This window comes from Sphingomonas sp. SUN039, from assembly GCF_024758725.1.
In the GTDB taxonomy this organism is placed as follows: Bacteria; Pseudomonadota; Alphaproteobacteria; order Sphingomonadales; family Sphingomonadaceae; genus Sphingomonas_O.
Genome location: NZ_CP096972.1, coordinates 2,552,886 through 2,573,872 on the forward strand (window position 1 = coordinate 2,552,886; position 20,987 = coordinate 2,573,872).

A 20,987-nucleotide genomic window follows, 5' to 3' on the forward strand; every position below is an offset into this window, starting at 1 on the left:
ACGCCGGAAAGGAAAGCCGCTTGAACGATTCGCAACTCGACAACGCCGATTACGCGCGCTTTGCGTGGGGCCGCTACCGGCGGCTGATGCTGTGGATGACGCTCGCCTCGTTCGGCGCGGTCGTCATCGGGCTCGGTGCGCTGTACCTCGCCATCGGCGCCATGCCGCTGCTCGGGACGCTGTTTGCCGCCGGCGGAATTTTCTTTTCGGTGTTGCTGGCGGCAGCCCTTATGGGCCTCGTCTTCTTGTCGTCGGGCAGCGGCCATGACGACAGCATCGACGACCCGACCCGTCCCGAGGAGGAACGATGACCGAAAACGACCCCGTTCTGCGCGTCGCGCCGCGCCCCGCCGATATCAATTCGAACGGCCATATTTTCGGCGGCTGGGTGCTGAGCCAGATGGACATCGCAGGCGGCATCGTCGCGGGCCGTATCGCGCAAGGTGCCTGCGCGACCGTTGCCATCGAGACGATGCAGTTCATCGCGCCCATCCTGCTCGGCGACCTGATCTCGATCTATGCGCGGGTCGAGCGGCGCGGACGCACCTCCGTCGCGATCCGGCTCGACGTCATCGCGGGCCGCGACCGCGGCCAGACCGAAGTCAAGGTGACGTCGGGCGTCTTCACCTTTGTGGCGCTCGACGAAAACCATCGCCCGAGGCCGCTGCCCGATGCCTAGAGCAAAACTTGCCGCTCTGCCTCACACATCCAGATTGGCCACATTCAGCGCGTTTTCCTGAATGAAGTCGCGGCGCGGTTCGACGACGTCGCCCATGAGCTGGGTGAAAATTTCGTCCGCCGCATCGGCCTGCGCGATTTCGACGCGGAGCATCGAGCGTGCCTCGGGGTCAAGGGTGGTTTCCCACAGCTGTTCGGCGTTCATTTCGCCCAGACCCTTGTAGCGCTGGAACTTCAGCCCCTTGCGCCCGACGGTCAGGATCGCGTCGAGCAGGTCGGAGGGCCGCGAGACCGGCGCGCCCTTGGGATCGACGGTCGCGACTGCCGTTTCGCCGTCGTCGCTCTCCTCCTCGACCGCCTCTTCCTCGGCCTGCGCGACCGCCGTTTTGGCGACCGTCACAAGGCGCGCAACCTGCGCGTAATTTTCCGCCTGTTCGGCGACCAAAGTGTGCAGGCGGCGCGCCTCCTGGCTCATCAGGAAGGCGGCATCGATGACATTGTGATCGGTGACCCCGCGCCACAGCCGGCGCAGGACATAGTCGCCGTCGGCACCGATGGTCGCGCTCCATTTGGCTTCGAGATCGGCACGGTTCAGCCATTCCGCCGCCAGATTGAGCGCGGACGCGCGCTGGTCGTCGCGCAGCGCCGGGTCGAGCGCGCCCATCAGCGCCAGCCCCTCGACGATCGCCGGATCGTAACGGCGCGGGACATAGCGCATCAGGCTCCGCATCCGCCGCGCATGATCGACCAGGGTCCGCAGATCGGCCCCGGTGCGCTGCCCCAGCGGCGAGTCGAGCCGCGACACCGCCACCCCCGCCTCGACGAGGAAATCGTCGAGCGCGGCATCGTCCTTCAGATAGACTTCGCTGCGTCCGCGCGCCGCCTTGTAGAGCGGCGGCTGCGCGATGAAGAGATGGCCGTTGGTGATGATGTCGGGCATCTGGCGATAGAAGAACGTCAGCAGCAATGTGCGGATGTGCGAGCCGTCGACATCGGCGTCGGTCATGATGATGATCTTGTGATAGCGCAGCTTTTCGAGGTTGAAATCGTCGCGCCCGATACCGGTGCCCATGGCCTGGATGAGCGTGCCGATCTCCTTCGATCCAAGCATCCGGTCGAAACGCGCGCGCTCGACGTTGAGAATCTTGCCGCGCAGGGGAAGGATCGCCTGAAAATGGCGGTCGCGGCCCTGCTTGGCCGAGCCGCCGGCAGAGTCGCCTTCGACCAGGAAGAGTTCGGACTTGGCCGGGTCTTTCTCCTGGCAATCGGCGAGCTTGCCGGGGAGCGACGCGATGCCGAGCACCGATTTGCGGCTCGCTTCGCGCGCCTTTTTGGCGGCCTCGCGCGCGGCGGCGGCGTCGATGACCTTCTGGATGATCGCGCGCGCGTTCGCCGGGTTTTCCTCCAGCCATTCGGCCATCTTGTCGCTCATCAGCGATTCGAGCGGCTGACGGACTTCGGACGACACCAACTTGTCCTTGGTCTGCGACGAGAATTTCGGGTCGGGCAATTTGACCGAGACGATGGCGGTCAGCCCCTCGCGCATGTCTTCGCCGGTCAGCGTGACCTTTTCCTTCTTCATCAACCCCGATTTGTCGGCGTAGTTGTTGAGCGTGCGGGTCAGCGCGGCGCGGAAGGCCGCCATATGCGTGCCGCCGTCGCGCTGCGGGATGTTGTTGGTGAAGGCGAGGACGTTTTCGTAGTAGGAATCATTCCATTCGAGCGCGACGTCGATGCCGATGTCGTCGCGCTGACCGGTGACCGAGATGGGTTCAGGGAATAGCGGTGCCTTCGACCGGTCGAGATATTTGACGAAGGCAGCGATCCCGCCCTCGTAATAGAGTTCGTGCTCGATCCGCTCGGCATGGCGTGCGTCGGCGAGGAAGATGCGGACGCCCGAGTTGAGGAAGGCGAGTTCGCGATAGCGATGCTCGAGCTTTTCGAAGTCGAATTCGGTAATCTTGAAGGTCGCGGGGCTGGGGAAAAACGTGACCTTCGTCCCCTTTTTGCCCTCGGGTGCGGGGCTAACGACCTTGAGCGGTGCGACGGCATCGCCGTAAGCGAAACGCATGTAATGCTCTTCGCCATCGCGCCAGATCGTCAGGTCTAGCCATTCGCTCAGCGCGTTGACGACCGACACACCGACGCCGTGCAACCCACCCGACACTTTATAGGCATTCTCGTCCGATGTGTTCTCGAACTTTCCGCCCGCGTGCAGCTGCGTCATGATGACTTCGGCCGCCGACACGCCCTCTTCGCTGTGGATGCCGGTCGGGATGCCGCGACCGTTGTCCTCGACCGACACCGATCCGTCGGGGTTCAGCTGGATGAGGATCTTGTCGCAATGCCCCGCCAGCGCCTCGTCGATGGCGTTATCCGAAACCTCGAACACCATATGGTGCAGCCCCGACCCGTCGTCGGTGTCGCCGATGTACATGCCGGGACGCTTGCGGACCGCGTCGAGCCCTTTCAGCACCTTGATCTGGTCGGCGCCGTAATCGTTTGCGTTGGGGGTGTTGTCGCGCGGCGTATCGGCGCCGTTTTCGGGTGTGGTTTCCATGCCCAGCCTATAGGGACGCCCGGGCCAAAACCCAAGGGAAATGCGCGTTTGAGACGCCGTCGGCGCTTGCATTCGTCCCACTGGCGCGCAATGGCGGCAACAGGGTCGCGACATCGGGGGAAAGCGCAGCCAACATGCTGCAATCGCACAACTTTGCGCCGCCTGAGGACCTGCTGCCCTATGTCCGGCAGTTTTTCGTGTTTCACGCCGCTTTGCCCGACGATTTCGTCCTGATCGACCGGTTGATCTCCGAAAGCGCGATGGTCCGCGTTTTGCTGAAGGGCGACTGGTCGGCGAAATACGGCGACGAACCCGAGTGGCGGCGCGAAGGTCCGTCGATCCTGTTCGGCCCCAACAGCCGCAGCTTCGGCGTTCGCGTCCGGGGGCCATTCACCGTGGTCGGTGTGGCCCTCCGCCCGAGCGGCTGGGCGGCGCTGTTCGACCGCAAGGCAAGCGACACCGCCGATGCGATGTTCGCGCTCGGCGATTTCTGGGGCGATGCGGCGGCGACCCTTCACGACCGCATCGTTGCCGCAGTCGACGATGCCGGGATCGTCGCGGCTATCGAGAGTGTTGTACGCACGCGCCTCGCCCATGTCGGCAGCTATGCCCGCGATGCGGCAATGGCCGTCTTCGAGGAGATCGCGCGCACCGACAGCACGATCCGCGTTGCCGATGCTGCTGCCAAGTGCGGCCTGTCGGCACGCGCGCTCGAACGGCGCTGCTGCGCGGCCTTCGGCCTGACGCCCAAGGTCATCCTGCGCCGCAGCCGGTTCCTCGATATGGCCGCCGTCGTCCGGGGGATCAGCCACCCCGACGAAGAGGCACAGGCTGCCTTGCGCTTTTCCGACCAATCGCACCTCAACCGCGAGTTCCGCCACTTTATCGGCATGACGCCGGGCCAGTTCGAAAAGGCGCAGACCCCGCTGCTCAATGCCGTACTGAAATTGCGCGAGGATGGGTTGGGATAGTCCGCGCTACGCGGCGGCAACCGCTTCGTCCTGCTCCGCTGCCTGCCGCGCCCACATCTCCGCGTACAACCCGTTCTTCGCGAGCAGTGCCATGTGCGTACCGCGCTCGGCGACATTTCCCGCCTCCAGCACAACGATCTCGTCGGCATCGACCACTGTCGACAGGCGGTGCGCGATCACGATGGTGGTGCGGCGTTCGGCGATGGCTTTGAGCGTGGCCTGAATCTCGGCCTCGGTGCGGCTGTCGAGCGCGCTGGTTGCCTCATCGAGGATCAGGATCGGCGGGTTTTTGAGCAGGGTGCGCGCGATGGCGACGCGCTGTTTCTCGCCGCCCGACAGTTTCAGGCCGCGCTCGCCGACCCTGGTCGCGTACTGGTCGGGGGTCGAGGCGATGAAGCCGTGGATGGCGGCACCGCGCGCGGCTTCCTCGACTTGCGCCTGATCAGCGCCGTCGCGTCCATAGGCGATGTTATAGCCGATGGTGTCGTTGAACAGCACGGTGTCCTGCGGGACGATGCCGATCGCAGCGCGCAGGGTCGCTTGCTGGACCTTGGCGATGTCCTGCCCGTCGATCAGAATCCGCCCGCCGGTCGTGTCGTAGAAGCGGAACAGCAACCGCGCGAGGGTGGACTTGCCCGCGCCAGAGGGGCCGACGACGGCGAGCGTCTTGCCCGCGGGCACGGTGAAATCGATGCCGTGGAGGATTTCGCGTGACGGCTCATAGCCGAAATGTACGCCCTCGAACCGCACTTCGCCCGTGCCGACTGTCAGCGGCAGCGCGCCGGGGATATCGACAACCTCGGCCTTCGTATCGACCAGCGCAAACATCGCGGCCATGTCGATCAGCCCCTGTCTTATGGTGCGATAGACCATGCCGAGCAGGTCGAGCGGGCGAAAGAGTTGCGACAACCAGGTGTTGACCAGCACGACGTCACCGGTCGTGAATCTTCCCTGCGCCCAGCCCAAAACGACATAGCCCATGGCGCCAGCCATCATCAGGTTGGTGATGAGACTTTGCCCGACGTTGAGCCATGCGAGCGAGTTTTCGGATTTGACGGCGGCATTGGCGTAGTTGCGCGCTGCCCCGGCATAGCGCGCGGTCTCGCGCGCTTCGGCGTTGAAATATTTGACTGTTTCATAGTTCAATAGCGAGTCGACTGCCTTCGCCGCCGCGCCGGTGTCCATCTCGTTCATCTGTTCGCGCAGCTTGGCCCGCCAGTCGGTGACGGTGCGGGTGAACACGATATAGGCGACGACCATCACCCAGGTCGCGACGACCAGCTGCCAGCCGAACGAAAAGAAAAAGAACACTGAGACCGCGACGAGTTCGAGCACGGTCGGCGCGATGTTGAACAGCATGAAATACAGCATCGTGTCGATGCTCTTCGTCCCGCGTTCGATGACCTTGGCGACTGCGCCGGTGCGCCGGTCGAGGTGGAAACGCAGCGACAGCGCGTGGAGCCGCTGAAAGACATGTTCGGCCAGATGCCGGGTCGCGTCCTGCCCGACGCGCTCGAAAATCACATTGCGGAAGTTGTCGAACAGCACCCCCGCAAAGCGCGCGCCCGCATAGGCGACGACCAGCGCAATCGCGATCTGGACCTCGGGCTTGAGCGCGGGGACCATCCGGTCGATGGCGGCCTTATAAACGAGGCCCATCGAGAGCGTCACGCCCTTCGACACCACCACCAGCAGCAGCGCCGCGACGACACGCAGCCGCAATGCGCGGTTATCGGCGGGCCAGAGATAGGGGAGGAAGCGGCGGAGCGTCGCGAACCCGGCAGGGGCAGCGTCGTTCGCCTCGACAATCGGCGGCATGCGGCGCGATGTGGGGCGTCAACGCGCCCAAGTCCACTGCCTTACGGCAGATCGTAGACGATCAGGCGGCATTCCGGCTCAGGTTTGTCGGCAGAGATGCAAGGACGCGATGCGCGTGCGGCGGCGGGCAGCAGCCGGATTTCACTCGTCACCGTCTCGGCGCGCAGCGTGACGCCACGCTGGATGGTCGCACTGACACGCGCTTCGGCGCGCGCCCCGCCGGCCCCCTCGACAGGCGTTGTGGTGGCCAGCGCCAGCAGCATTAGGATTTGCGAAACCATATTTACGGGGTGCGCGGACCGGGCGTTTCGGGCCATGTCCTGCGCGCGGCGACACCGTGCCGCACCGGGATTGCCTCGCAACGGCACGTTTACCCTGTTGCTGCACTTGGTCCGCCCGCCGATCCGCGTTAGGCAGGGCGTAACCCCCCGCAGGAGACACGCCATGATCCGTACCGCACTCGCCGCAACCGTGCTCGCGCTTTCGACCCCCGCACTTGCCGCACTGCCGGTCGGTGCCCCCGCGCCCGATTTCACGACCCAGGGCGCGCTCGCCGGCAAGCCCTTCGCGTTCCAGCTCAGCAAGGCGCTGAAAAAAGGGCCGGTCGTGCTGTACTTCTTCCCGGCGGTATTCACGCAAGGCTGCACCATCGAGACCAAGGCCTTCGCCGACGCGCACGACCAATTCACGAAAGCGGGCGCACAGGTCATCGGCGTCTCGGCGGGCGCGGTCGACAAGCTCACCGAATTCTCGGTCGAGGCCTGCCGCAACAAATTCGCGGTCGCGGTCGCCAGCCCCAAAATGATCGCCGATTACGACGTCGTCCTGCCGATGCGCGCGACGCTTTCGAACCGCACCTCGTTCGTCATCGGCAAGAACGGCAAGGTCGCTTTCGTCCATTCCGAAATGAAGCCCGAGGGGCATATCACGGGCACGCTGGCGGCGGTCCAGGCGCTGGGCGGCAAGCGCGGCGCGAAATAGCCGGATTTTGTCAAAGATTATGGACCTTTACTCCGTGGCAAGGTTCGCGGCCGTATAAACATGCCTCCAAGTGAGGTAGTTATGCGTCCACAACTCGCCCGTCGCGACAATCGCTATGCCGCAAGGCTCGACGTCAAACTCGAGGCCGCGCTGCGCGAACTCGGCTCGTCGCAGCGGTTCGACATCGAGGTCGAGGACCTGTCGCTGACCGGATTCCGCTTCTCGACCAGCTTTCGCCTCAATGTCGGGCAATTGGTGACGGTCACCATTCCCGGCCTCGCCGGGCTCGAGGCGCGCGTCGCCTGGGCCGAGGGGTACAGCTACGGGGCCGCCTTCGACCGCGCGCTCCATGTCGCGGTGTTCGACCACCTCGTCGCGCGTTACCGCAAGGAACGTTAACCCCCGCGCGCTAGGATGGCACGCATGTGGCCGTTCACATCGCGCAGGATCTTCGGCAACCGCTGGTGGGCGGTGGCCTTTGTCGTGTTCGTGTGCTGGCAGGTGGCCGACCTGCTCGGCGACCCCGCGCCGCCGGGCAACAGCGCAACCGCAACCGACATTACCGGCGCGCCGGTCGACGACGAACAGATGCGCCAGATGGCCGACACGCTGAATACGCTCCAAAATTCGAACTAGAGCGCTCCGGCGTCCCGCCATGGGGCATTATGCAATGTTTGCCGCACCTACACCCTGTCGCCTAAACGTCATTGACTGTTAAATTCCGAAAATATCGGTTACCATTGCGGACTGTCAGGGGGACGGCATGCCAGAAACAGTACCGACACGTCGCTCGTTCATCGGAAGCGCCGCCGCAGGCGCCGCCCTGCTCGGCCCCGTCGCGCTGCTCGGCGGATGCGGCACCGGCGGCGGATCGTCTTCGCTGACGAGCGTTGTCGACAAGCTGCTCGGGCAGGCGTCGCTCAGCACCAAAACCGAGTCGGATGTGTGGGAGTCGGCGATCGGCCAGTCGTTCCGCTTCGGCGGCGAGAACGGGCCGGTCTATGCATCGCTGACTTCGGTGACCGCGCAGCCCCTGTTCGGCGACCGGCCGGATGACCTCCGCCAGAAGCCGCTGATGTTGTCGTTCACGCTCGATGCCGGCTACGACACGCTGGGCGACGAAGTCTATTATCTCGACCGCACGATGGCCAATGAATCGAAGCTGTTCATGCAGCGCGGCACCACCGCCAACGGTCGCCCCGAGCTGCTCGCGCTGCTCAACTAGCGCACCGAAAGGCGCTACCAGCAAAACCCCTGCTTCGCCGCCGCGTCGTCGATGGCCTTCAGCAAGGCCTGTTTCGACTCGGTCCGGTTCGCGCCGGAATTTCGGGGCAGTTCGGGATAGCCCAGTTCCGCCCGCCGCGCGGCGAGCTTTGCGCCATATTCGGCATGATCGATCCGCTTGCCCGGCCAGTCGGCGCTGTCAGCTTTTGATGTCGTCGACGCCATAATCGCCAAAGCTTTCTTCACGGATACGGCGGTCGAGATACACCTTATCGACGTCGGGGTTAAGCCGGAGCAGATCGCGCGCCTGATCGATCCGGTCGCGCGCCGTGCCCGATGCATATTGGCCCATCCGGTCGGCGATCAAATCCTCGACCGAAATCATGGCGATATCGCCCTCGGGCACGAGCTGCTCGATCAGCACGATGTGCGCCGCATCGACATTCCCGTCCATCGGCACATCGGCGACGATCTCGAAGCCAAGACCGAGCGCGGGATGCACCCACCCGCGCAGCGATTTGCCTGCGCCCGATGGCCGGACGAATCCGTGCCGCTGCATCTCCGCCTCCAGCTCGTCCTGCGCCGGATGGCACAGGTCGAAATCGCCGGTCGCAATCTCGCTCTGCGAATAATATTCCGCGGCCGCCCCACCCACGAGGATCGGCCGCGACAATCCCCGCACCGCCATCGCATCGCTGACCGTTGCGAGCAGGCGCAGCGCGTCGAGGAATTCTGGTCGCCAGAGGGAGGGTGGTTCGGTCACGGCTCATATTGGCGGAGGAGCCGTGCAGCATCAACCATTCGCCCGTCACCCCGGACTTGATCCGGGGTCCAGCGACCTTTGCGATACCGGAAAAGAAGGAAGGTTGTGTCACGCGAAGGCGCAGGGCCGAAGGCGACCGTAGGTCAACGTCGCGAAGAAGTGCACCCCCTTCGCGGCCTTCGCGCCTTCGCGTAAAACCAATCTCGCCGTGACGGCACGCCCAATGTTTCACCCGAAGCACCGAAGAGACCAAAGCAGACCGGGTCTTCGGTGCTTCGGATGAACCACCGCTTCATTCACTCTTGCCTCGATTCACGTTCCGTTCCATGTCTGTGACATGGTCACCACGCACCTCATCCCGCCCGACATCGCCGACCGATTCGAGGTGCATGAGTGGCGCAACGCGACGGGCATCCTTGAGACGGCGCACCCCGACGAATGGCGGGATGTGATCGCCGCACTTCGTGCCTTTGAATTTCGGCGCAGCGAAGTGCTTGGCGGTGGCGGGGCCAAGTCGAGCATCGCCGGACGATTCGACGGGTTTTTGACCGAACGGGGCTGGGTCGAACGGAAGTTCGCCACGCGCATCAAGGTCGATGAGGACGAGCGCGACTCGCCGACGCACAAGGTCGATTGTTTCAAGGGACGGGTTGGCCTTGAGATCGAGTGGAACAACAAGGATCCGTTCTTCGACCGTGACCTGAACAATTTCCGCCTGTTGTTCGACCTGCGCGTGATCGACGTCGGCATCATCGTGACCCGCGCAAGCCATTTGCAGACGCTGTTCAAGGGTCTCGGCATCGGCACGAAATACGGCGCTTCGACGACCCACATGGACAAGCTGCTGCCCCGCCTTGAAGGCGGCGGCGGGGGTGGCTGTCCGATCTTGGCATTCGGCATCACGCGCGATTGCTATGTCGAAGATGATGCACCAATCGTAGCAGGCGGCGCTGGGGACGACGACAATGGCTGATTACGAACCGACCACTGCCGCCGAAGATTTCGCGCTGGCGACGAAGGGCAAGCGCTTCTCGACGATCCTCGCCGATCCGCCGTGGCGGTTCCAGAATCGCACCGGCAAGATGGCCCCCGAGCATCGCCGCCTGTCGCGTTACGACACGATGGAACTGCCCGACATCATGGCGCTGCCCGTTGCCGATTGCGCCGCCGATCCGGCGCACCTGTATCTGTGGGTGCCCAATGCGCTGCTGCCAGAGGGGCTGGCGGTGATGAAGGCCTGGGGCTTCGACTACAAATCCAACATCGTCTGGCATAAAATCCGCAAGGACGGCGGGTCGGACGGGCGTGGCGTCGGTTTCTATTTCCGCAACGTTACCGAACTCTGCCTGTTCGGTATCCGCGGCAAGAATGCGCGCACCGGCCCGGCGGGGCGGCGGCAGGTCAACCTGCTCGGCACCCGCAAGCGCGAGCACAGCCGTAAGCCCGACGAAATGTACGACCTGATCGAATCTTGCAGCCCCGCCAAACGCCTCGAAATCTTCGCGCGCGGCCCGCGCAAGGGCTGGACGGTGTGGGGCAATCAAGCCGAGGACTACGAGATCGGGTGGGACACCTACGCGCATAATTCGCGGGTAGGTGGCGAGGCGGTGTTGGTTGAGGCGGCCGAGTGACACAGGCGGAAACCCAGCCGCCGGTCTCAAGGAATATACTGCGTAGCATAATCTCGGGTCAGTGGCAGCCAGACGCAACAGGCATAGGTTCGACCGAGCAAGTCATACAACGCCTAGTAGAAGCGCATAACGCTGCTCTAAAAGAAAGCAACAGACTATTCGCGATTTCAATTGGCTTAGCCCTGCTTTACAGCATTAAGGTGGTTGGGCTCAGGATTGATTTGGTCCTTTTTGATCAAAAAGTATTTGAACTACCATATGGGCTATTTTTGTTTTGCGTTGCCTCTCAGTTATCGTTCTGCATCGCCTGTGTGAGATTTTTGGATCAGCGAGTGTTTGACCGTTACCTTAGAGCGATCTGCGATAGAGAGTGGGGAGATCGTTCAGAGTTTATGTACCGTACGCTGAAAGGCGGACAAGAATGGAGTACAACGACACAATCTTTGATTGATCGACCGTCGGTCTCCATCTATTTTCGAACAGTTTATTTCCTATCAATGGCATCAATGGGGCTTATATATTTGGCTATTTTTCTAATGCCAATCATTTCAGGTGGTTATTTCATATACGATTATGACAATCAAATTTCGGGGCGATACCCAGAGTTACAATATTGGAGCGTAATCGCCACCACCATCCTCAGTGCGATAGTAATGGTTGTCTCTCTAGCTTTTTATAATCTAGATAACGACGAGGTTTTGAGGGGTGGCTAGATGGAAATTAAATTTGATGGCGCAGAAGCGAACCAGCATCATATCGAGGCATATGAGGGCGTGGAGTCAATAGCTGGAATCACGCGCGTTGCTGGACTAGTTGCACACTATGCGGCGACTGGGAAAGTACGTTTTCGGCGTCCCTTTTCGCAAGACATCAAATACTATTTTGAGCGCACTGAACCCGGAAGTCTGGGTCTCATTTTCTCGACCGTGGCGCGAAATGCCGGACAGGCAAATGCTCTGGCAGATAAGGCTTCAAAATTGCTTAGACGCGTCATCCGTCGAGCTACCGGGCAGGTGGCCGAGCGCGACTTGACTGTCGGTGATACGATCATTCCAGCAGGCGACATCGACGTACTTGCAGAGGCCGTCGAACCCAGTTTGAGGCGGGGCCATGCGTGGATCGACTCACGAGGTAAAAAAATATCGATCAAGTCTGATGGGTATCCAGCGACGCTTTTAAATTCAGAAACGAGAGAGTATCTCGAAACGGAGGAAGAGGCGGAAGAACTGGACGTTCAGGATGTGTCCGTTGGCGCTGTAAACGTGAACGGGCGGTCCGGACGAGTATTTTTCCATGACCTCGGTCGCACAGTGCCTTTTCGCGCGCCAAAAACCGCTACGGCTCGAACTATCCCTACGCTATCGCGATTTCTCGTTCAGTACGCAGATAAAACGGGAGCAACCGTCAACATCAACTTTCGACGAATTTTTTACCCCGATCAGAGGCTGAAACGAGTGTTAATATACGATTGCTACCCGATCGAGGGAAGGCAGTAATCACCGGCCTTACCCCCGCACTTGAGGCGAGTGCCGGCTTTTCCTGTAAGTGAGAGGCGCTCGTTAAGCCCCCACACTCTCCATCCCCAACAACGGCGCCAGATAGTGCCCGGTATACGACCGTGCCTCTTTCGCCACACTCTCCGGCGTCCCGACGGCCACGATCTCTCCCCCGCGCACGCCGCCTTCCGGGCCCAGGTCGATCACCCAGTCCGCCGTCTTGATCACTTCCAGGTTATGCTCGATCACCACGACCGTATTCCCCTGTTCCACCAGCGCGTGGAGCACTTCGAGCAGTTTGCGGACGTCCTCGAAATGCAGGCCGGTCGTCGGCTCGTCGAGGATGTAGAGCGTGCTGCCGGTGGCGCGGCGTGACAGTTCCTTGGCGAGTTTGACGCGCTGCGCCTCGCCGCCCGACAGCGTCGTCGCCTGCTGGCCGACCTTGACATAGCCCAGGCCCACTTCGGCTAGCATCGCCATCTTGTCGCGGATGGGGGGCACTGCCTTGAAGAATTCGACCGCGTCCTCGACCGTCATGTCGAGCACATCGGCGATGCTGCGCCCCTTGAACTTCACCTCCAGCGTCTCGCGGTTGTAGCGCGCGCCGTGGCACACGTCGCACGTCACATAGACGTCGGGCAGGAAGTGCATTTCGATCTTGATCAGGCCGTCGCCGGTGCACGCCTCGCATCGGCCGCCCTTGACGTTGAACGAAAACCGCCCGGGTTTGTAGCCGCGCGCCGCACTTTCGGGGAGGCCCGCGAACCAGTCGCGGATCTGGGTGAAGCTGCCGGTATAGGTCGCCGGGTTGCTGCGCGGGGTGCGGCCGATCGGCGACTGGTCGATGTCGATGACCTTGTCGAGATATTGCAGCCCGTCGATCTTTTCATGATGCCCGGCGAGCATCCGCGCGCCGTTGAGCGCGCGGGCGGAGGCGGCATAGAGCGTGTCGATGGTGAAGCTCGATTTGCCGCTGCCGCTGACCCCGGTGATGCAGGTGAAGGTGCCGAGCGGGATGCTGGCGGTGACGTTCTTGAGATTGTTGGCGCGCGCGCCGCTGACCGTCAGTTTCTTGCCATTGCCCTTGCGGCGTTTCGCGGGGACGGCGACGCTGCGGCGGCCGCTGAGGTAATCGCCGGTGATGCTGGCGGTGTTGTCGAGGATGTCCTGCAACACCCCTTCCGCCACCACTTCGCCGCCGTGGACGCCCGCGCCCGGCCCCATGTCGACCACCCAGTCGGCGGTGCGGATCGCGTCCTCGTCATGTTCGACGACGATGACGGTGTTGCCGAGGTCGCGCAGACGCCGCAGCGTGAAGAGGAGGCGGTCGTTGTCCTTCTGGTGAAGCCCGATGCTGGGTTCGTCGAGGACGTAGAGCACGCCGCTAAGCCCGCTGCCGATCTGGCTGGCGAGGCGGATGCGCTGGCTCTCGCCGCCGGACAGGGTGCCGCTGGTGCGGTCAAGGTTGATATAGTCGAGGCCGACATTGTTGAGGAAGCCGAGGCGCTCGACGATTTCCTTGAGGATGCGTTCGGCAATCTGGTTTTGCTGCGGGTTGAGTTTTTCGGGGAGCGACTGGAAGAATTCGAGCGCGGGGCCGACCGCGCGGCGGGTGCTGACGCTGATGTCCTCGCCCGCAATCTTGACCGCGCGCGCCTCGGGGCGGAGCCGCGCGCCGCCGCAGACTTCGCACGGTTGTGCATTCTGATATTTGCCCAGCTCCTCGCGCATCCACGCGCTGTCGGTGGCGAGCATGCGGCGGTCGAGGTTGCCGATGACGCCCTCGAACGGTTTCTTGACCTCGTACGACTTGCGGCCGTCGATGAATTTCAGGACGACCGGCTGTCCCTTGGTGCCGTAGAGGATGGCGGTGACGACATCCTCGGGCAGCTCGTTCCAGGGGGTGTCGAGGCTGAAGTTATAGTGCGCGGCGAGGCTGCCGAGCACTTGCATGTAATAGGGGCTGGGCGGGTTGGACTTAGCCCAGGGTACGACCGCGCCCTTTTTGATGCTGAGATTTTCGTTGGGGACGACGAGCGCGGGATCGAAGTGGAGCTTCTCGCCGAGGCCATCACACGCCGGGCACGCCCCCTGTGGGGCGTTGAAGGAGAACAGGCGCGGTTCGATTTCGGCGATGGTGAAACCGGAGACGGGGCAGGCGAATTTCTGGCTGAAGGTGATGCGGCCTTCCGGCGCGTATTCGCCTGCTTTCTTCTTGTCCTCCTCGCGCGAAGCGGGGGGAGGGGACCCGCCAGCCTCAGGCTGGGGGGGGAGGGGTAGCTCTCCATCGCCCGATACCCCTCCCCCCCGACGCTGCGCGTCGCGGGTCCCCTCCCCAAGCTGCGCTTGGGGAGGAAGAACGTCCGCCGGATCGACATAGGCCAGCCCGTCGGCCAGCTTCAGCGCCTGTTCGAAACTGTCCGCGAGGCGGCTCTCTATCCCCTCGCGCACCACGATGCGGTCGACCACGACCTCCAGGTCGTGCTTGAACTTCTTGTCGAGCACCGGCGCCGCGTCGATGTCGTAGAATTCGCCGTCGATCCGGACCCGCGTATACCCCGCCTTCTGCCACTCGAGCAGCTCCTTGCGGTACTCGCCCTTGCGCCCCCGCACGACCGGCGCGAGCAGATACGCCCGCGTCCCCTCGGGCAGCGCCATCACGCGATCGACCATCTGGCTGACCTGCTGCGCGCTGATCGGCAGGCCCGTCGTCGGCGAATAGGGAATGCCGACGCGCGCCCATAACAGGCGCATGTAATCGTAAATCTCCGTCACGGTGGCGACCGTCGAGCGCGGGTTGCGGCTGGTGGTCTTCTGCTCGATGCTGATCGCGGGGCTCAGGCCCTCGATATGGTCGACATCGGGCTTTTGCATCAGCTCGAGGAACTGGCGCGCATAGGCCGACAGGCTCTCGACATAGCGCCGCTGCCCCTCGGCATAGATGGTGTCGAACGCGAGCGATGATTTGCCCGAACCGGACAACCCCGTGATGACGATCAGCTTGTCGCGCGGCAGATCGACCGACACGTCCTTGAGGTTATGCTCGCGCGCGCCGCGAACCGAGATATGTGTAAGCATGGGGAGCAGTCTGTTCCAGATTTGTTCGACAGGGGCAAGGCCGGTCGACCCGTAACGCCGATATGGCCCGGTCGGAGCCTGTTGCAAGCCGGATCGAGGTTGTGGCGCTCGACGGCAACCCACGACTGACTTAGCAAGGGCCCATGGGCAAGGGGATCACCATGGCAATTTCGGCGCTGGCGGCGACGGGCATACCCGTATCGGCTGTGCCGGTTCCGGTTATGTGTACCGCTAGCGGCGGAAAGGTCGTCGCACTGTCCGATGCCGAGGCCTGTGCGCGTTTCATCACGGCGCTCGGCACCGCGATGAGGCAGGCGACGACGATCAGCGCGATCCGGCCGACGGACGGCTATGCGGTCGAGCTGCGCTTCCTGCCGCAGGGCATTGCGAGCGCGAAGGTCATACGGCTTCGCCGCGGCAGGGCGCAGGAAATGCCGCCTTTTCAACTCGCCGTGTCCGACAGGAAAATGTTAAGCTCCGACATCGACAAGCTGGCAGGCGATGCGGCGCGGGGCATCGCGCGCCTGGCCGCGCCGGAAGGGAGATGACATGGCCGACTATGGATGCAGCTGTTGTGCCACGGCGTTCTGCCAGAATGCCGAACCGGGGTTATGGAACAGCGACCTGACCGCCGCGCCGCGTGCCGTGCCTGCCGATGGTCCGGACTTCATACTGGCCGAACCCGATTTTGCCCGCGGGCCCGACTTCGCCGATTCGGTCCCCGGCAATTCGTCGAGCGCTGCTCCGATCGTGCCCGGGTCGAGCGTCGATGTCGTTATCGAAACCGCGACCGACCATGACTGGTACCGCGTCACGCTAACCGCAGGCACGACTTATGTCTTCCACACCACGTCGGTCAGCGGGTCGAGCGCGGACCCGTTCCTGACGCTGCGCGATGCGGCCGGGACACGAATTACCGACGACGACGACAGTGGCGACGGCACGAATTCGCTGATCAGCTACACGCCGACGGTCACCGGCACCTATTTCATCGACGCGGGCACGTTTGCCGGTGGCGGCCAGTCCAGCGCGGGCACGTATCACCTGTCGCTGACGGCCGTACCGGCGTTCGCTGGCGATGCGGTGGTGGAGACCACAGCCACTACGGCGACGCTGGCCGTCGGCGGCGGCATCGCCGGCAACATCGACACCGTCGGCGACCGCGACTGGTATGCGATCGCGCTGACGGCAGGGGAAACCTATATCTTCCGCACCGGAAGCGCCGTCCCGCTAAGCGGTGACGGCGCGCCGCCGGGTAGCGTCGACACGCGGCTGACCCTGCGGGACGGGGCCGGTGCGCAGTTGCAGACCAATGACGATGCGGGGGAATACGGCTATTCGGCGATCCGTTTCACCCCGACGGCGACGGGCACCTATTACCTCGATGTCGGCACATATTCGGGCAGCAATCCGCCGCCAACCGGTGCCTCGACCGGCAGCTTTATCCTGACCGCGTTTACAACGCCGCCGCTCGTGCTCTTCACGAACGACCAGATCGCGACCCAGCTTTCCAGCGGCTATTGGGGTGGATCGACGCACCATTTCAACGTCGCGCCGGGCGGCACGCTTACCTATAATCTGGGCACAATCTCTGCTGCGGCGATGAATCTCGCGCGCGAGGCGTTCAACCTCTGGAGCGACGTGACGGGGATCGTTTTCGCCGAGGTAACGTCGGGCGGGCAAATTAGCTTTACCGATAACCAGACCGGCGCCTTTGCCAACGCGAGCTACTCAGGAGGTATCACGACAAGCGGCACGGTCAACGTACAGTCGACCTGGAATCGCGGGAACTTCGCACTGAACAGCTATTCGTTCCAAACCTTCATCCACGAAATCGGGCATGTCCTCGGGCTGGGTCATGCCGGCAACTACAACGGCAACGCAAACTATGCGACCGACGCGCTCTACCTCAACGACGCCTGGGCGACGACGGTCATGTCGTACTTCAGCCAGACCGAAAACAGCTATTTCCAAGGACTCGGCTTCACCCAGGAATTCATCCTGAGCCCGATGGTGGCGGACGAGATCGCAACCACCAGCCTGTACGGCAATGCGACGACGACGCGGACGGGCAATACGACCTACGGCTTCAACAACACATCGGGCCGCGCCATCTATGACGCGAGCCAGAACCCCGATATTTCCTATACGATCTTCGACGACGGCGGGATCGACACCCTGGACTATTCGGGGTTCACGCAGACGCAGCGGATCGACCTTAATACCGAGGCCTTTTCGAACGTGGGCGGCCGTACCGGCAACGTCACGATCGCTCGCGGCGTCATTATCGAAAACGCGGTCGGCGGCAGCGGCAACGATACGATCATCGGTAATGCTGCCAACAACAGCTTCGACCTGCGGCAGGGCGGCGTCGATACGGTGAACGGCGGTGCGGGCGACGATTCGTTCAACTTCGGCGCGAAATTGACGGCGGCCGACAGCGTCAACGGCGGCGGCGGCGCGAACGACCAGGTCGGCATTACGGGGAATTACACCGGCGCAAACCGGCTGGTGCTGGGTGCCACAACGCTGGTCGATGTCGATGTTCTGGCCGTCCTGCCGGGCGGCAGCTATGACATCGTCATCAACAATGCGACGGTCGCGGCGGGAACGACATTCACGGTGTTCGGCGGCAATCTGGGTGTGGGCGAGAGCCTGGCAGTCGACGGCTCGGCGGAACTCGACGGCAATATCATCGTCTACAGCGGCCTCGGCACCGACACGCTGAATGGCGGGGCGGGCGCGGACGGCTTCTACTTCGGACCCGGCAAATATGGCGCGACCGACACGGTGCATGGCGGGACGGGCGCGAACGACCAGCTCGCGCTCGACGGCGACTATACGCTGACCCTGACCAGCCGCGAGGATGTTGAGGTGTTCGTCATGCTTCGCGGCCCGGTGGGGACGCCCAACACGTTCAACATCACCGTCGCCGACAGCTTCACACCCGCCGGGCAGCAGCGGATCCTGTTCGGCCTGTCGACCACGACCAACCTCGTCGTCAACGGGGCAGCCGAGACCGACGGAACGCTGCGGTTCTTCGGCGGCAGCGGCAGTGACACACTCACCGGCGGCGCGGGCAACGATTATTTCTTCGGCAATACCGGGGCGGATACGCTGACCGGCGGCGGTGGCGCGGACATGTTTGCGTACAATGGAGCCAATGAATCGACGGGGTCGGGCTGGGACCGGCTGGTCGGGCTGACCAACGGCGTCGACAAGATCGACCTGCCCGGGACCATCTCCGGCGTGGCCGCGACCGTGGCGGGCGGCGCGTTGAGCACCGGCAGCTTCAACGCCGACCTCGCCGCCGCCATCGGCGCGGGGCAGATGGGTGCCGGGCAAGCAGTGCTGTACACACCGACGTCGGGCACACTCGCCGGCAATGTTTTCCTGGTCGCTGACGCCAATGGCATCGCCGGATACCAGGCCGATCAGGACTTCGTCTTCCAGCTCCCCACCCCGCCGCCGGTGATTACAGTCGACTTGTTCGTCTAACGCCGCAGGGCCTTTGCAAGCCAGCGCGCCGCAGCATCGGGGCTGGTCTTGTCCTTGGCACGGTCGACCATGAAATTGGCCTTTCGCATCGCATCGACCGGGATCGCGCCGATCAAAGGACGCAGCGTGGCGACCAGTTTTGCGTCGCGCGCCGCTTTCGGGCCGAGCAGCAACAGCGCGTCATAGCTGGGGATCGCGCCGCGCGGATCGCTGAGGACGACCAGCCCGTCGGCAGCAATACGGCCGTCGGAGGAGAAGGCGGAGATGACGTCGGCGTCGCCCGATTTGAGGGCGTCGTACATGAAGGTCGGATTGAAGGTGCGCTGGCGGGCAAAGCGCAGGTCGTAGGTCTTGCGGATCGTCGCCCATTCGGGGCGGTCGAGAAATTCGAGGTCCGCACCCAAGGTCAGCGACCCCGCTGCACCGCGCAGGTCGTCGATGCTGGCGATACCCTTTGCCTTTGCGACGTCGCCCCGCATCGCCAGCGCATAGGCATTCTCGAACCCGAGCGGGCCAAGCGTCGTGACGCCGCGCTGCGCCTTCGTCCACGTCGTCACACCCGCAACCATCGCCGCGCGGGGCGGGTTGTCGATGCGCTTCATCTCGTTGGTCCACAGCGTGCCCGCGTAATCGACATAGACATCGACCTCGCCCGACGTCACTGCGCCGAACACGACGGCGGAACCGAGGTTCTCCTTGTAGCGCACCGCATAGCCCGCCGCCTCCAGCCGGTGGCCGATCAGACGGGCTAGGATATATTGTTCGGCGAAGCTCTTCGCCCCGATGGTCACGGTCTGCTGGGCGGGGCGAATTTGCGAGACGAGCGCGGCAACCGGCGCGGCGAGGAACAGCGCGAGCGCGACGATCCACAGGATGCGCGGGCCCTTCGATATCCCGCGTTCGGCCAAGGAAAGCAGCGCGTCCGCCGTCAGAGCCAAGGCGGCAGCGGCAAGGCAGCCCCAGATGACCAGCTCCCAGTTCTGCGTCTGCAGCCCCGAAAAGATCACATCGCCGAGCGAAGGCTGGCCGACCGTCGTCGAGAGCGTTGCCGCGCCGATGGTCCAGACGGCGGCGGTGCGGACACCCGCCATGACCATGGGCAACGCCGTCGGCGCCTCGACCAGCCATAGTTTCTGCCAAACCGTCATGCCGATCCCGTCGGCGGCCTCGAGCATATCGGGGTCGAGGCCGCGCAGGGCGACAACCGTATTCCGCAGGATCGGCAGCAAGGCGTAGAGCGTGAGGGCGAGCAGTGCGGGCAGGAAACCGAGCGGTGAAATCGGCGCACCGGTCAATGTGCGGATCGCCAACAGCAGCGGATAGAAAAGCGCGAGCAATGCGAGCGAGGGGATGGTCTGGACGAGGCTCGCAAACCCCAGCACGATCTTCTCGGCCCGCCGGTGACGCGCCGCGAATACACCAAGCGGTAGCGCGAGGAGCAGCCCAAGCGCGAGCGCCGCGCTGGCGATCAGGATGTGCGACGCGATCAGGGGGAGAAGGCGGTCGATCATGCGCGCACCATCGCGGCCATGCGCTCGGCCTGTCCCCTAGGCACCGCGACCAGCGCCTGTGCCTCCTCGCCGCCGCCACCGCGTAGCAATTCGGCGGGACTCGCATCGCCGACGACGCGACCACCCTTGAGCACCACCACCCGGTCGGCAGTCAGCAGTGCTTCGGCCATGTCATGCGTCACCATGATGCTGGTCAAGCTCAGCCGGTCGTGCAGTGCACGGTAACTGCGCGCCAGCGCGTCGCGCGTCACCGGGTCGAGCGCGCCGAACGGTTCGTCGAGCAGCATCAGCCCCGGCGCGGTCGCCAGCGCGCGGGCGACGCCGACGCGCTGTTGCTGCCCGCCCGAAAGCGTCGCCGGGGCGCGGGCGGCGAAGTCGCGGGGCAGATCGACGAGGTCGAGCAATTCCATCACCCGGGCAGCGGTATCCCGCACGCCTGCAATCCGCAGCCCGATCGCGATATTCGCGGCGACGCTCATATGCGGGAACAGCCCGACCCCCTGGATGACGTGGCCGATTCGACGGCGCAGCGCGGGCGGCGCGCTGTCGCAGACGTCCTTGCCGTCGATCAGCACCCGTCCGTCGTCGGGATCGACCAGCCGGTTGATCGTGCGGATCAAGGTCGATTTGCCCGACCCCGACCCGCCGACCAGCGCGACAAAGCTGCCTGCCGTAACGTCGAGCGACACATCGTCGAGCGCGGGCTTGCCGCCGTAACGTTTCGTCACGCCGGTCAGCGTCACCGCCGGACCGGATTGGGGCTTGTGCACGTCCACGC

Annotated in this window: 21 protein-coding genes; 13 read left to right on the forward strand and 8 right to left on the reverse strand. The window is 63.7% G+C overall.

The annotated features are described in order from the left end of the window. Positions 1-20: 20 nt before the first annotated feature. Together M0209_RS12430 and M0209_RS12435 are read left to right on the forward strand one after the other, a co-directional pair. Positions 21-311, forward strand: a complete 291-nt coding sequence (locus M0209_RS12430; protein WP_258888581.1) for a hypothetical protein — start codon at positions 21-23, stop codon at positions 309-311. Next, positions 308-679 carry an acyl-CoA thioesterase gene (locus tag M0209_RS12435; RefSeq protein WP_258888582.1) on the forward strand — a complete coding sequence of 124 codons (372 nt, stop codon included), beginning with the start codon at positions 308-310 and terminating at the stop codon, positions 677-679. Before M0209_RS12430 ends, M0209_RS12435 begins: the two co-directional genes overlap by 4 nt. A gap of 21 nt (positions 680-700) precedes the next feature. Here M0209_RS12435 and gyrB read toward each other — a convergent pair whose 3' ends face one another. After that, positions 701-3,238, reverse strand: a complete 2,538-nt coding sequence (gene gyrB / locus M0209_RS12440) for a DNA topoisomerase (ATP-hydrolyzing) subunit B (RefSeq protein WP_258888583.1) — start codon at positions 3,236-3,238, stop codon at positions 701-703. A 134-nt stretch (positions 3,239-3,372) separates the two neighbouring features. Here gyrB and M0209_RS12445 point away from each other — a divergent pair, with 134 nt between their 5' ends. After that, positions 3,373-4,209, forward strand: coding sequence for a helix-turn-helix domain-containing protein (locus M0209_RS12445; protein ID WP_258888584.1), 837 nt, complete (start codon positions 3,373-3,375; stop codon positions 4,207-4,209). A 6-nt stretch (positions 4,210-4,215) separates the two neighbouring features. Here the strand turns inward: M0209_RS12445 and M0209_RS12450 are convergent, their stop codons facing one another. Together M0209_RS12450 and M0209_RS12455 are read right to left on the reverse strand one after the other, a co-directional pair. Further along, complete coding sequence (locus M0209_RS12450; protein WP_258888585.1) at positions 4,216-6,027, reverse strand: ABC transporter ATP-binding protein/permease; 1,812 nt, start codon at positions 6,025-6,027, stop codon at positions 4,216-4,218. A gap of 41 nt (positions 6,028-6,068) precedes the next feature. Further along, complete coding sequence (locus M0209_RS12455; protein ID WP_258888586.1) at positions 6,069-6,308, reverse strand: hypothetical protein; 240 nt, start codon at positions 6,306-6,308, stop codon at positions 6,069-6,071. Between the two features lie 163 nt (positions 6,309-6,471). Between M0209_RS12455 and M0209_RS12460 the strand changes: the two genes are divergently transcribed. The 4 genes from M0209_RS12460 to M0209_RS12475 all read left to right on the forward strand — a co-directional run bounded on the left by M0209_RS12460 (position 6,472) and on the right by M0209_RS12475 (position 8,233). Next, entirely contained in the window at positions 6,472-7,008 is a 537-nt protein-coding gene (locus M0209_RS12460; protein ID WP_258888587.1) for a peroxiredoxin, read from the forward strand. Positions 7,009-7,089: 81 nt separating this feature from the next. Continuing rightward, positions 7,090-7,407 carry a PilZ domain-containing protein gene (locus tag M0209_RS12465; protein ID WP_258888588.1) on the forward strand — a complete coding sequence of 106 codons (318 nt, stop codon included), beginning with the start codon at positions 7,090-7,092 and terminating at the stop codon, positions 7,405-7,407. Positions 7,408-7,431: 24 nt separating this feature from the next. Next, complete coding sequence (locus tag M0209_RS12470) at positions 7,432-7,644, forward strand: hypothetical protein (RefSeq protein WP_258888589.1); 213 nt, start codon at positions 7,432-7,434, stop codon at positions 7,642-7,644. A 127-nt stretch (positions 7,645-7,771) separates the two neighbouring features. Then, positions 7,772-8,233, forward strand: a complete 462-nt coding sequence (locus tag M0209_RS12475) for a hypothetical protein (RefSeq protein WP_258888590.1) — start codon at positions 7,772-7,774, stop codon at positions 8,231-8,233. Between the two features lie 14 nt (positions 8,234-8,247). Here the strand turns inward: M0209_RS12475 and M0209_RS12480 are convergent, their stop codons facing one another. Both M0209_RS12480 and M0209_RS12485 read right to left on the reverse strand, forming a co-directional pair. After that, on the reverse strand, positions 8,248-8,457 hold the full coding sequence (locus tag M0209_RS12480) for a hypothetical protein (RefSeq protein WP_258888591.1): 210 nt from the start codon (positions 8,455-8,457) through the stop codon (positions 8,248-8,250). Further along, positions 8,432-8,995 carry a hypothetical protein gene (locus tag M0209_RS12485; RefSeq protein WP_258888592.1) on the reverse strand — a complete coding sequence of 188 codons (564 nt, stop codon included), beginning with the start codon at positions 8,993-8,995 and terminating at the stop codon, positions 8,432-8,434. The genes M0209_RS12480 and M0209_RS12485 overlap by 26 nt, the downstream gene beginning before the upstream one ends. 337 nt (positions 8,996-9,332) lie before the next feature. Here M0209_RS12485 and M0209_RS12490 point away from each other — a divergent pair, with 337 nt between their 5' ends. The 4 genes from M0209_RS12490 to M0209_RS12505 are packed head-to-tail and all read left to right on the forward strand — an operon-like array spanning position 9,333 to position 12,122. Further along, on the forward strand, positions 9,333-9,968 hold the full coding sequence (locus tag M0209_RS12490; protein ID WP_258888593.1) for a BglII/BstYI family type II restriction endonuclease: 636 nt from the start codon (positions 9,333-9,335) through the stop codon (positions 9,966-9,968). Next, positions 9,961-10,626: an MT-A70 family methyltransferase gene (locus tag M0209_RS12495; RefSeq protein ID WP_258888594.1), complete on the forward strand. Its 666-nt coding sequence runs from the start codon at positions 9,961-9,963 to the stop codon at positions 10,624-10,626. The genes M0209_RS12490 and M0209_RS12495 overlap by 8 nt, the downstream gene beginning before the upstream one ends. After that, positions 10,623-11,339, forward strand: coding sequence for a hypothetical protein (locus M0209_RS12500; protein ID WP_258888595.1), 717 nt, complete (start codon positions 10,623-10,625; stop codon positions 11,337-11,339). Before M0209_RS12495 ends, M0209_RS12500 begins: the two co-directional genes overlap by 4 nt. After that, a complete protein-coding gene (locus M0209_RS12505; RefSeq protein ID WP_258888596.1) occupies positions 11,340-12,122 on the forward strand; it encodes a hypothetical protein in 783 nt (260 codons plus the stop codon). A gap of 63 nt (positions 12,123-12,185) precedes the next feature. Here the strand turns inward: M0209_RS12505 and uvrA are convergent, their stop codons facing one another. Next, complete coding sequence (gene uvrA, locus M0209_RS12510) at positions 12,186-15,200, reverse strand: excinuclease ABC subunit UvrA (protein WP_258888597.1); 3,015 nt, start codon at positions 15,198-15,200, stop codon at positions 12,186-12,188. 143 nt (positions 15,201-15,343) lie between these two features. Between uvrA and M0209_RS12515 the strand changes: the two genes are divergently transcribed. Together M0209_RS12515 and M0209_RS12520 are read left to right on the forward strand one after the other, a co-directional pair. Further along, a complete protein-coding gene (locus M0209_RS12515) occupies positions 15,344-15,748 on the forward strand; it encodes a hypothetical protein (protein WP_258888598.1) in 405 nt (134 codons plus the stop codon). A 1-nt stretch (position 15,749) separates the two neighbouring features. Continuing rightward, the gene (locus tag M0209_RS12520) at positions 15,750-18,698 is read left to right on the forward strand and encodes a M10 family metallopeptidase C-terminal domain-containing protein (RefSeq protein WP_258888599.1); all 2,949 of its coding nucleotides are present in this window, start codon (positions 15,750-15,752) and stop codon (positions 18,696-18,698) included. On the opposite strand, the gene M0209_RS12525 is transcribed toward M0209_RS12520, so the two are convergent. Together M0209_RS12525 and M0209_RS12530 are read right to left on the reverse strand one after the other, a co-directional pair. After that, positions 18,695-20,209, reverse strand: a complete 1,515-nt coding sequence (locus M0209_RS12525; RefSeq protein WP_258888600.1) for an ABC transporter permease/substrate-binding protein — start codon at positions 20,207-20,209, stop codon at positions 18,695-18,697. The two genes, M0209_RS12520 and M0209_RS12525, sit on opposite strands and share 4 nt — an antisense overlap. After that, positions 20,206-20,979 carry an ATP-binding cassette domain-containing protein gene (locus M0209_RS12530; protein ID WP_258888601.1) on the reverse strand — a complete coding sequence of 258 codons (774 nt, stop codon included), beginning with the start codon at positions 20,977-20,979 and terminating at the stop codon, positions 20,206-20,208. The genes M0209_RS12525 and M0209_RS12530 overlap by 4 nt, the downstream gene beginning before the upstream one ends. Positions 20,980-20,987: the final 8 nt, after the last annotated feature.

Excerpts from the sequence above, each read along its gene's own strand:
- M0209_RS12435 (WP_258888582.1), top strand. The coding sequence starts at position 308 with ATGACCGAAAACGACCCCGTTCTGCGCGTCGCGCCGCGCCCCGCCGAT.
- gyrB (WP_258888583.1), bottom strand. The coding sequence starts at position 3,238 with ATGGAAACCACACCCGAAAACGGCGCCGATACGCCGCGCGACAACACC.
- M0209_RS12445 (WP_258888584.1), top strand. The coding sequence starts at position 3,373 with ATGCTGCAATCGCACAACTTTGCGCCGCCTGAGGACCTGCTGCCCTAT.
- M0209_RS12450 (WP_258888585.1), bottom strand. The coding sequence starts at position 6,027 with ATGCCGCCGATTGTCGAGGCGAACGACGCTGCCCCTGCCGGGTTCGCG.
- M0209_RS12455 (WP_258888586.1), bottom strand. The coding sequence starts at position 6,308 with ATGGTTTCGCAAATCCTAATGCTGCTGGCGCTGGCCACCACAACGCCT.
- M0209_RS12460 (WP_258888587.1), top strand. The coding sequence starts at position 6,472 with ATGATCCGTACCGCACTCGCCGCAACCGTGCTCGCGCTTTCGACCCCC.
- M0209_RS12465 (WP_258888588.1), top strand. The coding sequence starts at position 7,090 with ATGCGTCCACAACTCGCCCGTCGCGACAATCGCTATGCCGCAAGGCTC.
- M0209_RS12470 (WP_258888589.1), top strand. The coding sequence starts at position 7,432 with ATGTGGCCGTTCACATCGCGCAGGATCTTCGGCAACCGCTGGTGGGCG.
- M0209_RS12475 (WP_258888590.1), top strand. The coding sequence starts at position 7,772 with ATGCCAGAAACAGTACCGACACGTCGCTCGTTCATCGGAAGCGCCGCC.
- M0209_RS12480 (WP_258888591.1), bottom strand. The coding sequence starts at position 8,457 with ATGGCGTCGACGACATCAAAAGCTGACAGCGCCGACTGGCCGGGCAAG.
- M0209_RS12490 (WP_258888593.1), top strand. The coding sequence starts at position 9,333 with ATGGTCACCACGCACCTCATCCCGCCCGACATCGCCGACCGATTCGAG.
- M0209_RS12495 (WP_258888594.1), top strand. The coding sequence starts at position 9,961 with ATGGCTGATTACGAACCGACCACTGCCGCCGAAGATTTCGCGCTGGCG.
- M0209_RS12505 (WP_258888596.1), top strand. The coding sequence starts at position 11,340 with ATGGAAATTAAATTTGATGGCGCAGAAGCGAACCAGCATCATATCGAG.
- uvrA (WP_258888597.1), bottom strand. The coding sequence starts at position 15,200 with ATGCTTACACATATCTCGGTTCGCGGCGCGCGCGAGCATAACCTCAAG.
- M0209_RS12515 (WP_258888598.1), top strand. The coding sequence starts at position 15,344 with ATGGGCAAGGGGATCACCATGGCAATTTCGGCGCTGGCGGCGACGGGC.
- M0209_RS12520 (WP_258888599.1), top strand. The coding sequence starts at position 15,750 with ATGGCCGACTATGGATGCAGCTGTTGTGCCACGGCGTTCTGCCAGAAT.
- M0209_RS12525 (WP_258888600.1), bottom strand. The coding sequence starts at position 20,209 with ATGATCGACCGCCTTCTCCCCCTGATCGCGTCGCACATCCTGATCGCC.